The 17,744-nt window shown below is 73.3% G+C and carries 12 protein-coding genes and 2 pseudogenes; 5 read left to right on the top strand and 9 right to left on the bottom strand.

The features are described from left to right. Window positions 1-58 precede the first annotated feature (58 nt). Together ABZT93_RS25785 and ABZT93_RS25780 are read right to left on the bottom strand one after the other, a co-directional pair. Window positions 59-1,930, bottom strand: a complete 1,872-nt coding sequence (locus ABZT93_RS25785) for a VWA domain-containing protein (protein WP_356108690.1) — start codon at window positions 1,928-1,930, stop codon at window positions 59-61. A 285-nt stretch (window positions 1,931-2,215) separates the two neighbouring features. Continuing rightward, window positions 2,216-2,726 (bottom strand): annotated as a pseudogene (locus ABZT93_RS25780) (LysR family transcriptional regulator); the annotation flags it as partial. Here ABZT93_RS25780 and ABZT93_RS25775 point away from each other — a divergent pair. Continuing rightward, window positions 2,689-3,008, top strand: a pseudogene (locus ABZT93_RS25775) (snapalysin family zinc-dependent metalloprotease); the annotation flags it as partial. The pseudogenes ABZT93_RS25780 and ABZT93_RS25775 sit on opposite strands and share 38 nt — an antisense overlap. A gap of 82 nt (window positions 3,009-3,090) precedes the next feature. Here the strand turns inward: ABZT93_RS25775 and ABZT93_RS25770 are convergent. The 3 genes from ABZT93_RS25770 to ABZT93_RS25760 are packed head-to-tail and all read right to left on the bottom strand — an operon-like array spanning window position 3,091 to window position 6,737. Then, window positions 3,091-5,007, bottom strand: coding sequence for an FUSC family protein (locus ABZT93_RS25770; RefSeq protein WP_356108687.1), 1,917 nt, complete (start codon window positions 5,005-5,007; stop codon window positions 3,091-3,093). A 22-nt stretch (window positions 5,008-5,029) separates the two neighbouring features. Then, entirely contained in the window at window positions 5,030-5,980 is a 951-nt protein-coding gene (locus ABZT93_RS25765; RefSeq protein ID WP_356108684.1) for an endonuclease/exonuclease/phosphatase family protein, read from the bottom strand. Window positions 5,981-5,990: 10 nt separating this feature from the next. Then, complete coding sequence (locus ABZT93_RS25760) at window positions 5,991-6,737, bottom strand: alpha/beta hydrolase (protein WP_356108681.1); 747 nt, start codon at window positions 6,735-6,737, stop codon at window positions 5,991-5,993. A gap of 76 nt (window positions 6,738-6,813) precedes the next feature. Here ABZT93_RS25760 and ABZT93_RS25755 point away from each other — a divergent pair, with 76 nt between their 5' ends. Then, window positions 6,814-8,142, top strand: coding sequence for a PLP-dependent aminotransferase family protein (locus ABZT93_RS25755; RefSeq protein ID WP_356108678.1), 1,329 nt, complete (start codon window positions 6,814-6,816; stop codon window positions 8,140-8,142). Here ABZT93_RS25755 and ABZT93_RS25750 read toward each other — a convergent pair. Together ABZT93_RS25750 and ABZT93_RS25745 are read right to left on the bottom strand one after the other, a co-directional pair. Next, window positions 8,051-8,881 (bottom strand): hypothetical protein, encoded by an 831-nt coding sequence (locus ABZT93_RS25750; protein ID WP_356108676.1) that lies wholly within the window; start codon window positions 8,879-8,881, stop codon window positions 8,051-8,053. The two genes, ABZT93_RS25755 and ABZT93_RS25750, sit on opposite strands and share 92 nt — an antisense overlap. Before the next feature lie 286 nt (window positions 8,882-9,167). Then, a complete protein-coding gene (locus ABZT93_RS25745; protein WP_356108673.1) occupies window positions 9,168-9,596 on the bottom strand; it encodes a hypothetical protein in 429 nt (142 codons plus the stop codon). 248 nt (window positions 9,597-9,844) lie between these two features. Between ABZT93_RS25745 and ABZT93_RS25740 the strand changes: the two genes are divergently transcribed. Beyond that, a complete protein-coding gene (locus tag ABZT93_RS25740; protein WP_356108671.1) occupies window positions 9,845-11,020 on the top strand; it encodes a hypothetical protein in 1,176 nt (391 codons plus the stop codon). Here ABZT93_RS25740 and ABZT93_RS25735 read toward each other — a convergent pair. Both ABZT93_RS25735 and ABZT93_RS25730 read right to left on the bottom strand, forming a co-directional pair. Further along, window positions 11,017-12,252 carry an amidohydrolase gene (locus ABZT93_RS25735; protein ID WP_356108669.1) on the bottom strand — a complete coding sequence of 412 codons (1,236 nt, stop codon included), beginning with the start codon at window positions 12,250-12,252 and terminating at the stop codon, window positions 11,017-11,019. The two genes, ABZT93_RS25740 and ABZT93_RS25735, sit on opposite strands and share 4 nt — an antisense overlap. 105 nt (window positions 12,253-12,357) lie before the next feature. Further along, a complete protein-coding gene (locus ABZT93_RS25730; protein WP_356108666.1) occupies window positions 12,358-13,131 on the bottom strand; it encodes an NPP1 family protein in 774 nt (257 codons plus the stop codon). Between the two features lie 221 nt (window positions 13,132-13,352). On the opposite strand from ABZT93_RS25730, the gene ABZT93_RS25725 reads away from it, so the two are divergent. After that, complete coding sequence (locus tag ABZT93_RS25725; protein WP_356108663.1) at window positions 13,353-17,096, top strand: hypothetical protein; 3,744 nt, start codon at window positions 13,353-13,355, stop codon at window positions 17,094-17,096. 78 nt (window positions 17,097-17,174) lie between these two features. Then, entirely contained in the window at window positions 17,175-17,726 is a 552-nt protein-coding gene (locus tag ABZT93_RS25720; protein ID WP_356108660.1) for a tellurite resistance TerB family protein, read from the top strand. Window positions 17,727-17,744 lie beyond the last annotated feature (18 nt).

Here is a 17,744-nt window from a genome sequence, read left to right as displayed (position 1 = left end):
GGCGGAACGGGGACGGGGCCCGGCGGTTGCCGGGCCCCGTCCTGCGCTGCCGCTTCTGTCACGGGCGCCAGTTGGCCAGGATGCCCTCGTAGACCTCCGCGTCCGTGAGTTCCTTCGGGGTCTCGCCGGCGAGGAAGTGGGACGTGTTCGTGAGCTTGAGCTTGCGGAGGTAGTCGAAGGCCTTGTTCTCCGGGTCGCCGAAGGCGACGAAGGAGAAGAAGACGGCGGGGTGGGTCTTCGCCGCCTCCGTGAGGGCCTGGGTGGCCGGGGTCTTCGCGTCCGGGGCGCCGTCGGTCTGGAAGACGACCAGGGCGGGGGTGTCGGGGGACTCCTTGGTGTGGTGCGCGAGGACTTCCTCGACGGCCGCGTGGTAGCTGGTACGGCCCATGCGGCCGAGGCCCGCGTGGAGCTCGTCGATCTTGTTCTCGTGGTCGGCGAGGGTGAGCTCGCCGGTGCCGTCGAGTTCGGTGGAGAAGAAGACGACGGGCACCTTGGACTCGGGGTCCAGGTGGGCGGCGAGGGCGAGGGTCTGCTCGCCCAGGGCCTGCGCGGAGCCGTCCTTGTAGTACGGGCGCATGCTCGCGGAGCGGTCCAGCACGAGGTACGTCTTCGCGGTGGTGCCGGCGAGGTCGTGGGTGGAGAGAGTGGCCTCGGCGGCGTCGTAGGCCGTGCGGAGGGTGGCGGGTACGGCCTTGGTGTTCCCACCCGCACCACCTGCGGGCGCCACGTCTGCTGCCGCGGCGGTGACCTCGGCGGTGACCTCGGCGGTCGGCTGCGGCTCGGTCTTCGGCGGTACGACCGTCTCGGGCTGCGGAGTCGCTTCGGGCTCGGCATCGGGGACGGCCTCGGCTGCCGGTTCCGGTTCCGGTTCCACGGCGGTCTCGGCCTCTGCGGCGGCTTCCGTCTCCGCCTTCGCGGCTTGCGGCTTCGATTCCTCCACCGAGGCCGGCTCCTCAGCGGTTGCCTCGACCTCCGCGGCCGGTTCCGCTTCGGCGACGGGCTCCTCGGACGCCGGCTCCTCAACGGCAGGCGCTTCGGGGGCGGGCTGCTCGGAGGCGGACTTCTCGGGCGTGGTCTCGTCGGAGGGGGGTTCCTCGGAGACGGGCTCCTCGGAGGCGGCCACAGCGACCGGTTCCTCGACGTCCGGGATCTCGACGTCCGGGGTCTCTGCGACCGGCTTCTCGGGGGCGCTCGCCTCAGTGGCCGGTTCCTCAGTGACCGGTGCCTCCGCGACCGGCTCGTCCGCGACCGGCGACTCGACGTCCGTCTTCTCCGCCACCGGCTCTTCGGCCACCGGCTCCTCCGCAGATGCCCCGGCCTCAGCCGCCTCCTCCGCAGTGACCGGCTCCTCGCCGGGCAGCGCGGACGCAGCCGTCGGCTCCTCAGGCGTCGCAACGTCGGCGATCTGTTCCTGGTCGGTCGCCTCGGCCTCTGCCGCCGGCTTCTCGGCGGCCCGCCCGGTCTCGGTCACCGGTTCCTCGGCCGACGCCGACTCGGGCTCCGTTGCCGGGCCTGCCTTCTCGGCCGACGCCGGCTCGGGCTCCGTTGCCGGGCCTGCCTTCTCGGCCGACGCCGGCTCGGGCTCCGTTGCCGGGCCTGCCTTCTCGGCCGACGCCGGCTCGGGGTCCGTTGCCGTGTCCGTCTTCTCGGCCGGCGCCGGGTCCTCCTCGGTCGAAGACCCCTGTTTCGGGACCGCCACCTTGTCGAAGGCGGCCGCGACCAGCTCGTGCTCGGACTCGGTGGAGAGTGTGGCGGTGCGGGGCTCGGGGACCGTGGCCGTCGCCGGGGTGGGAGGTGTCGGCTCGGTCGCCGGGGCCGGAAGCTTCGGTTCCGTCGCCTCCTGCGAAGGAACCGCACCCTCTGCCTCGGTGGCAGCGCCCTTGCGTGATCGGCCGCCGAACGCGTTCCGCAGGAGAGTGAGAATGCCCATGTGCGCAACCCTTCGCATGAGTTGTAGCCCGTCAATCCCTGGCCAGGACGGACACGTAAGGTTAGCGGCACCGGATCGCGATCTTGGGCAGGGGCAGGTGACGGGGGCCTCGGCCGTCAAGACCTACTTCCGGACTTCACCCGCGAGGGACGTCCACCCCGTTACATTCACCCCCAATTCCATCCACCGTTCACCACTCGGCTCGTGGGGGACAACCAGCGGGGCGACGGTGGAGAAGCCGGCGAGCACGTGGCCGACGGGGCGTCGGCGACGGCGCGACCCCGTTCAGGGGATGGCCGGAACCGCCGGTCGCCTCTCCCGGTGGCCGTCCTCTTCCAGCCATTCCCGGTACGCCGGTGCCTGCCGCGCGCTCTCCCAGTACGCCTCCTCCAGCGCGGGACGGACCCCGTCCAGGTCCGTCTCGGTGCGGGCCGCGAGCAGCAGCCGTACGCCGAGCGGGTCGCCGTGCAGCCGCCGTACCGCCGTGTCGGGGCGGGGCACCCGGGTCGGCTGGCAGACCGTGACGACCTCGCCGGTCGCGACCAGGGCGTCGGTCGTGTGGTAGTCGCCTTGCAGGACCACGGGGTTGACGCCGGCCGCGCGGAACATCCGCTGCACGGTGGCCCTCCCCCAGAGGGGGTCGGCCGCAGGATGGTCCGCCGGCAACGACACGAACTGGCGGCTCGCGTTCCACCAGGACCCGCAGGCACAGTTCCCGCGGGATGTGCAGCGGGCAGCCCTCGACCTCGTGCACGAACGCCACGTCGAGCTGGCCGTCGTTCAGCGCCCGGACAAGCCGCAGCGCCCAGATATGGAACAGCTCGGTGTCCAACGTCAGACTCCAGTCGGGGTCGTCGGCGAACACCGACTTCTCCTACCGCGAGGGCAACGACTCGCGCGGTTCGTACGCCTCGACCGACGGACCCGTGTCACCGCCCACGAGACAGGCCGTGTGCTCGGCCTGCCGGACCACTACTCCGGTCCGTGCAGCGAGCTGATGTCGGGCGGCGGCCCCGGCACGTCCTGCACCAACTCCATCCCGAACTCCGCCGAGCGGAACCGGGTCAACCAGCTGTGAGCCAACGGCCTGGCCGCGGCGATGGACAAGGCCCTGCACAAGTCCGACCGCTGACCGCCACCCCGCACCGGCATGCCGGCGGTCAGCGCGGTGACGTGATCGCCCGCGCCGCCGCCACCTCCTGGCGTACCGGCTCCAGCACACTGCCGGCGGGCCCGGTGAGGTCGGTACGGACCTCGTAGAGGGTCTTCGCCTCGCGCAGGCCGTCGGCCAACTCCCTCAGTTGCAGCGTCACCTGGACGACCTCGGCCGGTGACGGGGGCTGGGCGCCGTGCCGTACGCGGACCCTGGCCGCCGTCGTCGCGTCCACGATGCGTTCCACCGCGACGACCAGCGGCCACCAGGCCGCGGCCCGGCGTCCGGTGGGCGGCGGTTCGGTCAGCGCGCGCTGGAACTCGGTGCGGATGACGGAGAGATCGCGGTAGAGACGGCGGCGCATCCGAGCCCCCTCGGAAGAGTCTCCGAACGCGGAATCCACATAGCGGGCCGTGTCCGCCACCGCGTCCGCCAGCCGGTCACCGACCCGCGTGTGCCAGCTCTCCGGCCACAGCAGATACCCCGCGACCAGGGCGATGGCGCAGCCCATCAGGGAGTCCAGCAGGCGGGGCATCAACAGGGCCGTGCCCTGGTGGTTGAGGACGTCCGACAGGAGCAGGATCACCGGGGTGATCGCGGCCGTCTGGTAGCCGTACCCCCGCGGGGTCAAGGCGGGGATCAGCGGGGCCAGGACCAGCATCACCGGCACGTCCCACCAGCCGCGCGGGACCTGCGAGAGCACCGCCGCCGCGACCACGAGCCCGGCCACCGTGCCCAGCGCCCGCAGCAGGGCCCGCGAGAACACCGAACCGAAGTCCGGCTTCAGCACGAACGTGATCGTCAGCGCCACCCAGTAGGAGCGGGGGACGGGGACCAGCGAGACCAGCGCCTGGGCCAGGCCGATACACAGGGCCAGCCGCAGGCCGTAGCGCCAGGAGGCCGCCGACAGGGCGACGTTCCGTGCGGCGCGGGCGGCCCGGACCTCGAGCGCGGCCGGACGGCCGAGGCGGTCGTCGATGCCGCGCGGGTCCACATCGGGTACGGCGACGACCTCGGCGGCGTGGCGCAGTGCGTGGTCGACGGCCCGGGACGTCTCCGACACCGGAACCGGCAGATTCAGGCCTATGGGACCCGTGTAGCCCGTCTCCACCGCCCGGGCGAGGTGGCGGACCGCCTCCGGGATCTCCGGTGCCAGCGGCCTGCCGGACAGGTGGGCCGCCGGGGCCGCCTCCACCACCGGGGTGATCGCGTTCAACTGGGACAGCAGACGGGTCAGTTCGGGGCTGCGGCCGTGGTGGCGGGCGCGCCGGGCGAGGACGAGGTCGTACGACTGGTTCAGGGACCGCGTGACGGCGTGCCGTGCCGCGTCGTACTCCGCGCGACCGCAGGCTGCCATCAGGTCGGCCACCGTCCGGTACGTGTCCGCGACCGCCGTGCGTTCCGGCACCCCGGATCTCAGCGGCCAGGCCAGCAGGGCCAGCAGCAGGACGAGCAGCCCGCCCCCGGTCATCAGCAGCGGGGCCAGCCACCAGTCGCCCGGCATCGGCAGGCCCGCGCCCACCACGGAGTTCAGCAGCAGGAGCAGTCCTGAGACGGAGGCGACCGCGCCGATCGTCGAGATCATCCCGGAGACGAGGGCGACACCGGTGACCACGCAGACGGCGAGCCATCCCTGGCCGTACACCAGTGAACCGAGGGTCACGCCGACCGCGCCGAACAGTTGGGGGATCGCGATGTTGAGGATCCGCATGCGGTACGCGTCCGCGGTGTCGCCGATGACTCCGGACAGGGCGCCCATGGAGGCGAGGGCGCCGTACAGGGGCCGGTCGATCCAGAGGCCGATCGCCAGGGGGAGGGTCATCGCGATCGCCGCGCGGGCCACGGCGGGCCGGTTGACGGGCGCCTGTTGCGGTTGGAGGTTCCGGACCAGCCAGTCGGGCGGGGTGAGGCCGATGCGGGACATGGGGTCATTATGAACACCCGGGTCAGGCGGGCCCATGCAGTGCGATGTCCACCAGCAGGGCACGGTGGTCGGTGTCCGCCAGGTCCAGGAAGCGGGCGTCGCTGGCCGAGAAGTCCGCCGACACCAGCACGTGGTCGATCTGCGCGCCGATCACCGGCGCGGTGCGGGCCGGCCAGCTGGGCGTGCGTCCGGAGCCGGCGAGGCGGGCGGCGTCGCGCAGTCCGGTGTCGAGGATCGCGCGGAAGGCCGCGTGGTCCTGGGAGGCGTTGAAGTCGCCGGCCAGGACGGTGGGCGCCTCGCCCGCGGCAGCGGCGAAGTCCCGCAGCCGCCGCAACTCCCGCCGCCATACGCCCAGTTGGCCGGGCAGTGGGGGCATCGGATGCGCGAGTTGCAGCCGTACGGTGTGACCGCGCACGTCGGCGACGGCCCCGGGCATGCCCATGGTGCCGTCCGGGATCCCGGCGGCGGGCCTCAGGGGGAAGCGGCTGAGGACGACGGAGCCCGTCGAGCCGTCGCCCTCCACGGACCGCCGGTACGGGTAGTCCTCGGACAGGGACCGCCGCAGCGTCGCCGAGCAGCCGTACTCGCACTCCTCCACGAACACGACGTCCGGTCTCTCCTCGCGGACGGCGGTGACGAGGGCGTCGGTGGCCCGTCCGAACTCGACGTTCGAGGTGAGGACGCGCAGGGAGGTGAGCACCCGGCCGTCCGGCTCGCCGCCCCGGCCGTACGGGGCGATGAACCACGCCAGCAGTCCGAGGACGACGACCGCCCAGATCGTCCCGGCCCACCAGCGGGTGAGCAGGGTGAGGGTCAGTCCCGCCGCGGCGGGCGCGAGCAGCCAGGGCAGGAAGGCGAGGAACTGGGGGACGGGGGTGACGCCGTCCGTGTCGGCGAGCCGGCAGCCCAGGATCACGCTCACGGCGGCGAAGAGCAGGGCGGCGGTCCGGATACCGAGTCTTCGGCGGGTCACCGTCCCGAGCCTACGAGCGGGCGTCGACCTTCGCCAGGAACTCCCCGAGCACGGAGTTGAACTCCCCCGCCCGTTCCAGGTTCGGCAGGTGGGCCGCCCCCTCGAAGACATGCAGTTCCGAATCCGGGAGCAGCGCGTGCATGGCCTCGGCGTCGGAGACCGGTGTGTAACTGTCGTCGGCGCCCACCAGCACCAGCGCCGGGACCGAGACCCGGGTGAGCAGCTCGCGGTGGTCGGCGCGGGCGGCGCGGGCACGAAGGGCCGCCGCCGCGGAGGCGGGACGGGTGGCCGTCATCATGCCGTGGACGTGTGCCTTGACCTCGGGGGAGGCGTACGGCGCGACCATCTTCGCCAGCACCTCGTCCGCGTACCCGCGCATCCCCTCGCGCTCCAGCCGGTCAGCCATGGCATGCCGGACCCGCACCCCCTCGGGGGTCTCCGCCGCCGGGAAGGTGTCGGCGAGGACCAGACCGCGGATCCGCTCGGGGAAGAGCCGGTAGCAGTCCATGGCGATCTGGCCGCCCATGGACAGGCCCGCCAACACGCAGGCCGAGACGTCCAGTTCGTCCAGCAGCGCCTCGATGTCCCGCGCGAACCGCTCGAACCGCTCGACCTCGGAAAGCCCCGCCGCGCTGCCGTAGCCGCGCAGATCCGGGGCGAGAACGCGGCGGGAGGCGGAGAACGCCTCGATCTGCGGGCGCCACATCGTGTGGTCGAAGGGGTGGCCGTGGACCAGGACCAGGGGGATCGCCGTCATGGCGCCGACCCTAGGTCGGCCCGACTTCTCGGTGCAATAAAATCTTTGCCCTCAGTGCAATCACAGGGGGCTCCTCGTGCACGACTACCGGCGTATCGCCGACCGCATAGCCGCCGACATCACCACCGGACGGCTCCGCCCGGGCGAACGCCTGCCCCCGCAGCGCAAGTTCGCGCGCCGGCACGGGATCGCCGCGTCGACGGCGGAGCGGGCGTACGGCGAACTCGTCCGGCGGGGGCTGGTCGTAGGGGAGGTCGGACGCGGCACCTTCGTGAGGGCCACCGCGCCCGTGCGGCCCGGCAGAGGCCTCATCGAGGAGGCGGGGACATCCGTCAACCTGGAGCTCAACTACCCGTCCGCCGAAGGCCAGTCCGAGCTGCTCTCCGACGCCCTCGCTCCCCTGCTGCGCCCCGACGTCCTGACCGAGGCCCTCCGCCCGGCCGCCGCCACCGGCACCCCGGCCGCCCGCGAGGCCGTCGCCGCTCTCCTCACCACTCCCGGCTGGCGGCCCGACCCGTCCCGGATCCTCTTCACGGGCAACGCTCGCCAGTCCGTCGCCGCCGCCCTCGCCTCGCTGGTGCGGCCGGGCGGCCGGGTCGGCGTCGAGGAGCTGACGTATCCCGTCGTCAAGGACATCGCGGCCCGGCTCGGCATCACCCTGGTGCCGCTGGCCACGGACGAGGACGGTCTGCGGCCCGACTCGGTGGCCGCCGCCCACCGCACGGCTCCCCTCTCCGCCCTCTACGTACAGCCGACCCTGCACAATCCGACCTCCGTCACGATGAGCGCCGGGCGCAGGCGCCAACTCGCCGCCACCGTCAGCGACCTGGACCTTCCCGTCGTGGAGGACCGCATCTGGTCGTTCCTGGCGGAGGCCGACGACCCGTTCGCCGTGCACGCCCCCGCCCTCACCCACGTCGTCGACGGTCTGTCCAAGCGGGTCGCGCCGGGGCTCACCGTCGGCTTTCTCGTCGTACCGCGGGAGCGGGTGGACGCGGTGGCGGACGCCGTCCGGTCCGGCGGGTGGAGTGCGGGGCGGTTCGCGCTGGAGGCGGGGGCGCGGTGGACGGTGGACGGGACCGTGGCGCGGCTGGTCGAGGCGAAGCGGGCCGACGCGGCGCTCCGGCAGCGGGTGCTGGCCGACTGCCTGGACGGGTTCGCCGTACGGTCAGACCCGCGCGCGTACTACGCCTGGTGGGAACTCCCGGTCCCCTGGCGGGCGGACACCTTCACCGCGGCCGCCGCGGCGCTCGGTATCGCGCTCACGCCCGGCCCTTCCTTCGCCGTCGGCCCGAACCGCACCCCCGACGCGGTCAGGCTCGGGCTCGCGTCGGCCGCTGTGCCGGATCTGGAACGGGCCCTGCGGACCCTCGCGGGCCTCGCGGCCAGCCGCTCCGGCCGGTGAGCCGGCAGGTCAGAGCCACCGTCAGGCCGACGGCCACCAGCAGCCAGGAGACCGTACGCAAGGTGCCCGTCAGGGCGTCGTAGACGGCGCCCGCGGCGGGGCGCCGCACCGGGTCGGGCAGATCGGTCAGGGTGAGATGGCGGCCCACGGCGATGGCGAGGCCCAGCAGCGCGCCGCCGAGCGCCGTGCCGAGGGCGGTCGCGGTGAGGGCGCGGCGGCGGCAGGCGGCGACCGCGATGCCGGCCACGGCGAGGACGGCGGCCGTGACGGGCAGCCAGAAACCGGCGACTTCGAGCACGTCGTAGCCCTTCCTGAGACGGTCCAGTCCGGAGGCCGGGAGCACGGCGACCTCGGTGCGGGGCAGGGTGACCCGGTGCTCCACCCGGGCGGCGATGGGTGCGATGTCGACGGTCACCTCGTGGTGGCCGCCCTCCCGGACGGCCCGCAGCACCGCCTGGTGGACGGCCCTGTTGCCCTCGTCCCACGCGGTGCCGAAGGCCCGGCTCCGGGTGAGGGCGCGGACGAAGGGCCGTACCGGCTCGCCGACCTCGCCCTCCACGGCGTCCACGACGCTGTCCCGCACGGCGGGGTCGTCGGCGAGCGGTGCCATCGCCGTGACGTACCGGCCTGTGTCGGCGAGGCCGTACGCCGCCCAGGCCGCCAGCGCGCCGAAGGGCGCCAGCAGGCAGGCCAGGGCGATCAGGGCGGCCGACAGGGCGCCACGGACACGGGAGGTCACCCTTCCAGGCAAAACCGCCGAGGGCGGACGCGCGAGCCGGGGAGCCGGGGATTGCGCCCTCCGGGGGAGGGTTCACTCGAACGGGTGTTTTATGGCAGGGGGGCCGGGGCCGCGGCAGCCCCGCCCACGTACGCCGAAGGCCACGGTGGCACGGTCCGGTCCGGTCCGGAGCACCGTCGGCTCCCGCACCCGGTCGCGAGTACGGGTTGCCGTCGACGCGCTGCCCGCGGTCCATGCGCCAAGCCGCGGACCCCGGCCACCTCCGGCCGGGGTCCCTGCGCGTCCGCTAACGGATCCGGTTCCCCTCGCCGTCCTCGTGCGTGTAGTAGCGGTAGAAGAACACGCCGAAGATCCCCGCCGCGACCGCGAGCCCGAGGGCCGTCGAGCGCAGCACGCTCTCTCCCGTCTGGCTGTACAGGAACCCGACGGACGCCCCGGCGAACCCGGACTTCACGGCCGAGTGCAGTTCCCGCTTCAGCAGCGGGGCGAACGTCGCCACGGCGATGCACAGCACGATGAACGCGACCGCCGTGACACAGCCGAACAGCCAGTTCCAACCGGTGATCGGCCCGCCGTCACGGCGGTTCGCCGCGGCCCAGTAGCCGTAGACCAGCCCGAGCACGACCGGGATGCCGTACCTGGCGGCCATGTGCACCTTGGCGCTGAAGACATCGGGTGTCCGGGCGAACCCGCTCGCGGGTGCCGCATGAGCCATGAGAGCACTCCTCTCTGTCCACCCCGATACGCCCCCGACTACCAGAGCACACCTGTGAGGGGTCGGTGGCAAGTCGGATGGCGGTGGAAAGCGCCCCGTGTCGCTGTGCGACGACACCACCGTCTTCGCGGTGCGCAGGGCCGACGAGTGGGCAGGAAAGGGACGTTTGCCGTCCTGAGAACTCCCCTTCGCGGCCGCAGCGGATACCGTGCTGCCGTAAGTGATCGACGGGGGATGGGGAGGGACCGATGCCCGGAACCGTGCTGCTGCTCGCCGCCTCACCGGTGGGCAAGAGCCGTCTGGTGGACGCGGCGTCCGTGCTTCCCGTTCTCGCGGCCGTGCCGCCGGCCGTGCTCTCCGGCACCGACACCGCCAACGTCGTCGAGCTCGCCGACCCCCTGGAACCGCAGGCCGTCCTGACCCGCCTGCGCGCCGTCGCGGCCACCCCGGGCCCGCTCACCGTGTTCATCGCGGGTCAGCTCGCCCTGGACCGCCGCCAGCACCTGCCCCATCTCGCGCTGGCCCGCACGACCCCGGCCACCGTGCGCTACACCGCGCTGCCCTGGCAGTGGATCCGCGAGGAGTTCCGGCTGCGCTCCCCGGGGTCGACGACGCTCTTCCTCGACCTGCACGCCGACGCCGACGCGTGGGGGTGGCTGCGGACGCACACGCTCGACTCAGGCCGCAACAACGCGGTGTTCGGACGGATCGCACCGCCGCCGTCCCGGCGTACGGTGGCCGGACCGGCGTACATGAAGACGATCGCGACGATTCTGCGCAGTGGGTACCGGCCCGCCGAACCGGAGTTGCATCAGCAGGCGTTCGGGCGGCTGGGCAGCGACGCGTACGGGGACCTGGTGTTGACGGTGCCACACGTCCCGGCGGCCGCACCCGGGGGGTTCGCACCCGGACCCGCCCATCGGCCCGAACGGCCTCGTCCTCGAAGTCGCCCAGAGGACAGGCTGGTGGTCCCGGCACAGCCTCCTCAGCAGCAACCGGTGGACCCTCATAGCTACATCACCGCCGCCGTCCAGGCCGGCCGGCACGAGGACGCCGAGGCCGTGGCCGCCGCGCACGAGCAGGCCGCCACCCGTGCCCACGGCCCCGCCTCCGAGCAGGCCCTGCACTGGTCCGAGGTCCGGGCGGATCTCGCGATGTTCGCCAGAGACTCGGCGCGCAGCTGCCGGATCTGGCTGACGGTGGCCGAGACCCGGCTGGCCGCCGGGCAGGCCCCGGACTCGCCGGCCGTGGAGAAGGCCGTCGACCGGGCCCACCACCAGTGGGGCCAGGTACGCGACAAGTCCAGGGCCCAGGAACTCGGCGCGCCGCTCGCCCAGTTGCGCACGCGCGTCCCGGGCCGCCGCCCCGGTGCTCTGGAGAACGTGCAGAAGCAGCTGAGGGAGTTGCAGGCGACGCCGTTCTAGCCGAGCATCGCCAGCGCCCCCGACACCAGCGTCCGCACCCCCGGCGCCACCGTCGACAGGTCCGGGGCGAAGTGCGGGCTGTGATTGCTGGGGACGGCGTCGAACTTCTCCATCAGGTCCGCGCCCGGCGCCGCCTCCCAGGTCGCGGCGGGGGTGGAGGTCACGAACCAGTAGGAGTAAGGGATTTCGCCGAGCGCGAGCACGGAGAAGTCCTCGCTGCCCATCGCCGGGCCGGAGTCGAAGACAGTGGCGGTGCCGAAGACCTCGCGGTGCACGGCGGCGATCCGGTGGTCGGTCTCCGGGTCGTTGACCGTGACCGGGAACGAGCCGCCCAGGACGACCTCGGGCTCGCGCGGGCAGCCCGCCGCATGGCACTCGCCCTCGGCGATCCGGCGGATCGCGGCCAGCATCCGGTCCAGGACCGTCTCGGACTGGGTGCGCAGGTTGAGGGAGATACGGGCGGTGGCGGGGATGAGGTTCGGGGCCGTGCCCGCCTCGATCCGGCCGACGGTCAGGACGGCCGACTCGCGCGGCCTGATCTCCCGGCTGACGACCGTCTGCAGCCGCGTGACGATGTAGGCGGCCGTCACCACCGGGTCGACCGTCGTCTCGGGGCGCGAGCCGTGGCCGCCCCGGCCGTGCACCACGATCTCCACGTCCGTCGTCGCCGACATGATCAGGCCGGGCACGTGCGGGTACAGACCCGCCAGGCCCGGCACCGCGTGCTGGCCGAGCAGCACGTCCGGGCGCGGGAAGCGGTCGTAGAGCCCGTCGGCGACCATCGCGGCCGCCCCGCCGCCGGCCTCCTCGGCGGGCTGGCCCACCAGGAGGAGCGTCCCGGACCAGGCGTCCCGGCCGTCCGCGAGCGCCTTCGCCGCCCCCGCGAGCCAGGTCACATGCAGGTCGTGCCCGCAGGCGTGCATCACCCCGGGCGTCAGGGAGGCGTACGGCAGCCCGGTCCGCTCCTCGACCGGCAGCGCGTCCATGTCGGCGCGCAGGAGGACGGTGGGTCCGTCACCGTTGCGCAGGACGCCCACGACACCGGTGCCGCCGACGCCCTCGGCCGTCTCGAACCCGGCCGCCTTCAGTCGCTCGGCGAGCCGGGCCGCCGTGCGGTGCTCCTCGGTCGACAGCTCGGGGTGGCGGTGCAGGTCCCGGTAGAAGTCCTCCAGGCCGGGGACCGGGAGGTCGGCGGTGAGCTCCAGCGCGGTACGGGCGGCGGCAGACGTCATGCGGGCAGCGTAGGCGCCGGGAGACGGCCCCCGCAGGACACGGGGGAGCGGCCGCCGACGCCAAGGGGGGAGTGGGCGTCGGCGGCCGCGGTACGGGGGCCTGCGTCAGAAGGCGGGGACCGCGGAGGGCCGGGCCTTGTTGACGTTGCTGATGAAGTTCTTGCCGATCTGGAAGTTGGCGCTGTGCCAGTCGGTGTTGTTCAGCTTGCCCTGCAGGAAGCTGCTCAGCCCGGTGAAGTTGACCAGTGCGGGAGTGTCCCAGCCACCGTTGCCCCAGGCCACCGGCTTCTCACCCCACTTGGCGAAGCGGAAGGAGTGATCCTTCACGCTGTCCTTGTGGTAGACGATCTCGACGTGGTTGCCGTTCATCGGCACCTCGTTGATCGGGTGGGTGCTGTAACCACCGTGCCGGGAGGCGGCCAGGTAGCGCGGCTTCTCCTCGCCCTGCTTCTGGAAGACCACGACGGACTCCCAGTCGTGGCGGTGTCCGCAGTTGGTGATGCCTGTGGGGTCGCACTGGTCCTTCTCGAAGTACAGCGTGTACGCGTACGCGCACCAGCCGTTCTTGCACAGCGACTGCGCGTAGGTGTTCGCCTTGCCGAGGTGACCGCTGCGGCACCCGCCGGTCATCGAGCCGGACTCCTTGAGGCCACCGTTGACGTTGCCGTTGGCGTCGACGGCCGCCGCTGGGAAGCAGCTGTCGGAGTCGTAGTCGAAGTACGGCTGGTACTTCGCCTGGAACGTGGCGCCGCTGTACGGGAGGGGGTTCAGGACGCCGGCGCTGGCACTGCCCGCCATGCCGACGGCCAGGGCGGCGGCGCTGCCGAGCACGAGGACTGCCTTGCCGAGGCGGGACTTCGTCTTGCGGGTCTGGGACATGCGAGTGCTCCGGACGGTTGCGAGTGTGGAGGCGCCACACCGGGATCCGGCGTGACGGGACCGAGCCTGGCAACCGGAGTGTTGATCGACAGCCCCTTTCATCAGGGCAATCAACCCGATCAACCGCTCCCGGATGATCGCGGTGGCGTTCCGGACCCGTCATCAACCCCACATCTGGTGTTCGTTTACGACGGATCATGTGGAAACGTACGTTGTCGCCCATGGGACGTCCTGAACGACCGCTGGACCCCGAAGCCGGTCCGGTCCAGCGCCTCGCCCACGACCTGCGGGAACTGCGCCGGCAGGCGGGCTGCCCGTCGTACCGGGCCATGGCCGAGACGGCGGGCTTCTCGGCGACCACGCTGTCCCAGGCCGCCGCCGGCGAACGGCTGCCCTCGCTCGCCGTGGTCCAGGGATACGTCCGGGCCTGCGGCGGCGAACCCGGGGAGTGGGAGCCCCGCTGGAAGGAGGCGGAGGCCCGGCTGGACGAGGTGGGCCGGGAGGAACCGGCGGACACCCCACCCCCCTACCGCGGCCTCGCCCGCTTCGAGCCGCACGACCAGGAGCTGTTCTTCGGCCGCGACCGGATGACCGAGCAGCTCCGGCGCCTCACGTGCGACCACCGGTTCGCAGTGCTCTTCGGGGCGTCCGGCAGCGGCAAGTCCTCCCTGCTGCGGGCCGGCCTCATCCCCCGTCTGCGCGAGGAGATCGCCCGCCGGGAGCGCCCCGCGGTGCTGCGCGTGCTCACCCCGGGAGCTCGGCCCGCCGCCACCTACGGCCATCTGCTGACGCCGGGACCCCGGGACCCCGAGAGCTGGGTCGTGGTCGACCAGTTCGAGGAGGTCTTCACCCTCTGCCACGACCACCGGGAGCGCTCCCAGTTCATCGAGCTGCTTCTCGCCGCCCGCGCCCCGAACAGCGGGCTGCGGGTCCTGATCACCGTACGGGCCGACTTCTACGCCCGCTGCGCCGAGCACCGCGACCTCGCGGACGCCCTGGGCGGCGCCGGACTGCTGCTCGGGCCGATGACCGCCGACGAACTGCGGGAGGCGGTCGTGCGGCCCGCGCAGGCGGTCGGGCACCTGGTCGAACGGGAGCTGACCGCACGGCTCGTCGACGACATCATCGACCAGCCCGGCGGGCTGCCGATGCTCTCCCACGTCCTGCTGGAGACCTGGCGGCGGCGCAAGGGCCGGCTGCTGACCCTGGCCGCGTACGAGGCGGCCGGGGGAGTGCACGGCGCGATCGCGACGAGCGCCGAGGAGGTGTACGGGCAGCTGACCGCGGCCCAGGCCCGCACCGCCCGGCAGCTGCTGCTGCGGATGGTCGAACCCGGACAGGGCACGCCCGACACCCGGCGCCCGCTCGGTCGGCCCGAACTCGACGAGTACGCCGACCCCGAGGTGCCGGTCGTGGTGGACCGGCTGGCCCGGGCCCGGCTGCTGACCGTGGACGAGGAGGGCGTCCAGCTCGCGCACGAGGCGCTGCTCACCTGCTGGCCGAGGCTGCACGGCTGGATCGAGCAGGAGCGCGACCTGCTGCGCCGGAGGCGCCGGCTGAGCGACGCCGCCGCCGACTGGGAGGCCGGTGGGCGCGATCCCGGCGCCCTGTACCGGGGCGCCCGGCTCGACGAGGCGGCGAAACTGCTGACGGACGAGACCGGCGCGGCCCTGCTCACCGCGCGGGAACGGACGTATCTCACCGCCGCGCTGGCGGCCCGCGAGGCCGACGACCGGGCCGCCCGGACGTCCGCCCGCCGGGGCCGCCGACTGAGGACCGCGCTCTCCGTCCTGCTGGCGGTGGCCCTGGTCAGCGGCCTGGCCGCCTTCCAGCAGCACCGGGACAACCAGCGGCGGCGCACCGACGACAGCGCCCGCCGGATCGCCGAGATAGCCGACGCGATGCGCACCACCGACCCGCGCACCGCCCAGCTCCTGGGCGCCGCCGCCTGGAAGGTGGCCCAGCTGCCCGAGACCCGGCGGGCCCTGCTCGGCTCCCTCACCCAGCCAGAGACCGACACCTTCACCGACCCCGCGCCCGGCGACTCCCCACGCCGCCTCCTCACCGACTCCGGCCGAGTCCTGTTCAGCGCCGAGGACGGCACCTGGCGCACCTGGGACGTGGTCGGACACCGCCGGATCGCCACGGGACCGCTGCCCGAGGGCGGCTCGGTGCTCGCCGTCTCCCCCGACGCGGGGCTGCTCGCCGTGCAGGTCGTCGGCAAGGGTGTACGGCTGTGGAGCACGGCCGCTGGACGCTGGACGTCCGCCCCGGCGCTGCCCGAGGACACGGTCGACGTCCGCTTCACCGCCGACGGCCGCGGCTACACGACGGACCGCATGGACAACGACACGGTGACCCTGCGCGCGGTCACCGACGGCCGGGTGCTGGTCGAGACGCGGGCGCCGAGCCTGTCCGACGTGGCCGTGAGCGCGGACGGCCGACGCATCGCGGTCTGCCCGTCGCGGGAGCGCACGCCCCGGGTCCAGGACACCGGGGGCCGGGTGCTGCCGGGTCACTGGACGGCCGTCGCCGACGCCTGCGCGGGCTGGGACACCTCGATGCTGGTGGCGGGCGCCGGCAGCGGCACGCGGTTCGCGGCCGTCACCCCCGACGAGGTCCGCGTCTGGGACACCGGCTCCGGCGACGAGGTCGCCGAGATCATGGACCAGCGCGTGACGTACGCCGCCTTCAGCCGGGACGGCTCCTTCCTCGCCACGACCGACGGCCAGGAACTGCGCGTGTGGCGGCTCTCGGACGCGGCCGCTCCCGTCTTCCGCAGCTCCCTCAACAACCAGCACCTGTACGGCGGCCTGGCCTGGGACCCCCGCCTCCCGGTCCTGCGCTATCTGGAGGGCGGCACGGTCCACAGCCTCGACCTGGGCAGCGCCCTGGCCTCCGGCTGGCGCCGGGACCCCGTGGACGACGTGCGATTCAGCCCCGACGGGCGGACCTACGCCACCGTCCGGCGCTCCGGCGACCACTACCTCTTCCGGCTCTTCGCCACCGCCGCCGGCCTCCCCCCGCGCACCCTGCCCCCGGTGCGCCTGCCCGTCTCCAGCGACCCGGGCACACCGGTCGAGGCGGCGGACGCCTTCCCGCTGATGGAGTTCAGCCCGGACGGCGGCACCTTCGGCTACGGCGTCTCGGTCCACGGCAGCGACACCAGGACCCAGCCCTTCACCCTGTGGGACCTGAAGCACGGGAGGGTCCGCTCCACGGTGGACCTGCCCGGACGGGCTGTCTCCACCCTCGCCCTCGGCCCTGGCGGACGCACCCTGTACGCCGCCCGCGAACCGGGATACGACGATCCGGCCGGCCGGATCCGCGGCGAGGTCTGGGACACGGCCCGCCGCCGCATGACCGCGGTCCTCGGCGGGATGACGAGTGTCCACCTGGCCGTCGCCCCGGACGGCGGGCTCCTCGTCGGGGACGGCCGCGCCGCACACCTGCCGTCCGCCGAGGTGCGCCGCCTCGACCTGGTCCAGGGCGCACAGGTCGGCGCCCTCGCCTTCAGCGCGGACGGCTCCCGGCTCGCGGCGGGCGACCAGACGGGACGGGTCGCCCTGTGGGACAGAACGCTCAGGCACCGCGCGGGAGTGCTGCGCAACGTCTTCTCCGCCCCGCTCGGCGACACCGCGGAAGCCGTCTCCGCGCTCGCCTTCAGCCCCGACGGCCGCACCCTCGCCGTGGCCGGGGACGCCGGCAGCCTCCAGCTCTGGGACGTCTCCACCCTCCAGCCGCTCGGCGGCCCGCTGACCACCCCGGGCGAGCGCATCGACGCCCTCGCCTTCAGCCCCGGCGGCAGCTCCCTGTACGCGGGCGGCGCCCACGTCCCGCTCCAGCGGTACGTCATCACCCCCGGCCACGCGATCACGAGCGTGTGCGCCCGCGCGGGCGGCGGGCTGACCCGGGCGCAGTGGCGGACGTACATTCCCGACGTGGAGTACCGGGACATCTGCTGACGTCACTTGGTGGAACCTTTACCCGGGCGTGTCCGTTGACCGGGTGAGATCACTCAGACGAGTACCGAGGTGACGTCAATGGCACTGTTCGACCGGCTCAAGGACCAGGCCAAGAACCTGCAGCAGCAGGCGCAGGGCGGGCGCGGCGCGACGACCGGCGGGCACGGACAGGGCAGCGCGCGCGGCGGTTCGCGGGCCCAGCTCGTCGGTGTGCTGAAGACGCAGCTCGGCTCCCTGAAGGCCGAGCTGAAGAGCGGCGCGTACCGGGACGCCAGCATGGCGATGTGCGCCCTGGTCGCGGCCGCGGACGGCCAGGTGGACGCGGCCGAGATGCAGCAGATGGAGTCCCTGATCCTCAGCAACGAGGTGCTGCAGAACTTCCCGCCGGAGCAGCTGCGCACCCGTTTCCACAAGCATGTGGACCAGCTGACCCGCAACTTCGCGCAGGGCAAGGCCGAGGCGCTCCAGGAGATCGCCAAGGCCGCCAAGAAGCCCACCGAGGCGCGCGCGGTGATCCAGACCGGCATCGTCATCGCCGGTGCCGACGGCCACTTCTCCCAGGCGGAGCAGTCGGTCCTGCGGGAGGCCTGCGCGGCCCTCGGTGTCCCGCCGGCGGAGTTCCAGCTCTGAGGAGCCGCTCCACGCGTA

Origin of the sequence: Streptomyces sp. NPDC005303 (assembly GCF_040607335.1) — a bacterium.
GTDB lineage: Bacteria > Actinomycetota > Actinomycetes > Streptomycetales > Streptomycetaceae > Streptomyces.
Note: the sequence above shows the minus strand (reverse complement) of the source record. Positions and strands in the feature narration are given on the sequence as shown.

Bases quoted from the DNA above. Each gene is read 5' to 3' on its own strand.
- ABZT93_RS25725 (WP_356108663.1), top strand. From the start codon at position 13,353: ATGGGACGTCCTGAACGACCGCTGGACCCCGAAGCCGGTCCGGTCCAG.
- ABZT93_RS25760 (WP_356108681.1), bottom strand. From the start codon at position 6,737: ATGACGGCGATCCCCCTGGTCCTGGTCCACGGCCACCCCTTCGACCAC.
- ABZT93_RS25745 (WP_356108673.1), bottom strand. From the start codon at position 9,596: ATGGCTCATGCGGCACCCGCGAGCGGGTTCGCCCGGACACCCGATGTC.
- ABZT93_RS25730 (WP_356108666.1), bottom strand. From the start codon at position 13,131: ATGTCCCAGACCCGCAAGACGAAGTCCCGCCTCGGCAAGGCAGTCCTC.
- ABZT93_RS25740 (WP_356108671.1), top strand. From the start codon at position 9,845: ATGCCCGGAACCGTGCTGCTGCTCGCCGCCTCACCGGTGGGCAAGAGC.
- ABZT93_RS25785 (WP_356108690.1), bottom strand. From the start codon at position 1,930: ATGGGCATTCTCACTCTCCTGCGGAACGCGTTCGGCGGCCGATCACGC.
- ABZT93_RS25735 (WP_356108669.1), bottom strand. From the start codon at position 12,252: ATGACGTCTGCCGCCGCCCGTACCGCGCTGGAGCTCACCGCCGACCTC.
- ABZT93_RS25720 (WP_356108660.1), top strand. From the start codon at position 17,175: ATGGCACTGTTCGACCGGCTCAAGGACCAGGCCAAGAACCTGCAGCAG.
- ABZT93_RS25770 (WP_356108687.1), bottom strand. From the start codon at position 5,007: ATGTCCCGCATCGGCCTCACCCCGCCCGACTGGCTGGTCCGGAACCTC.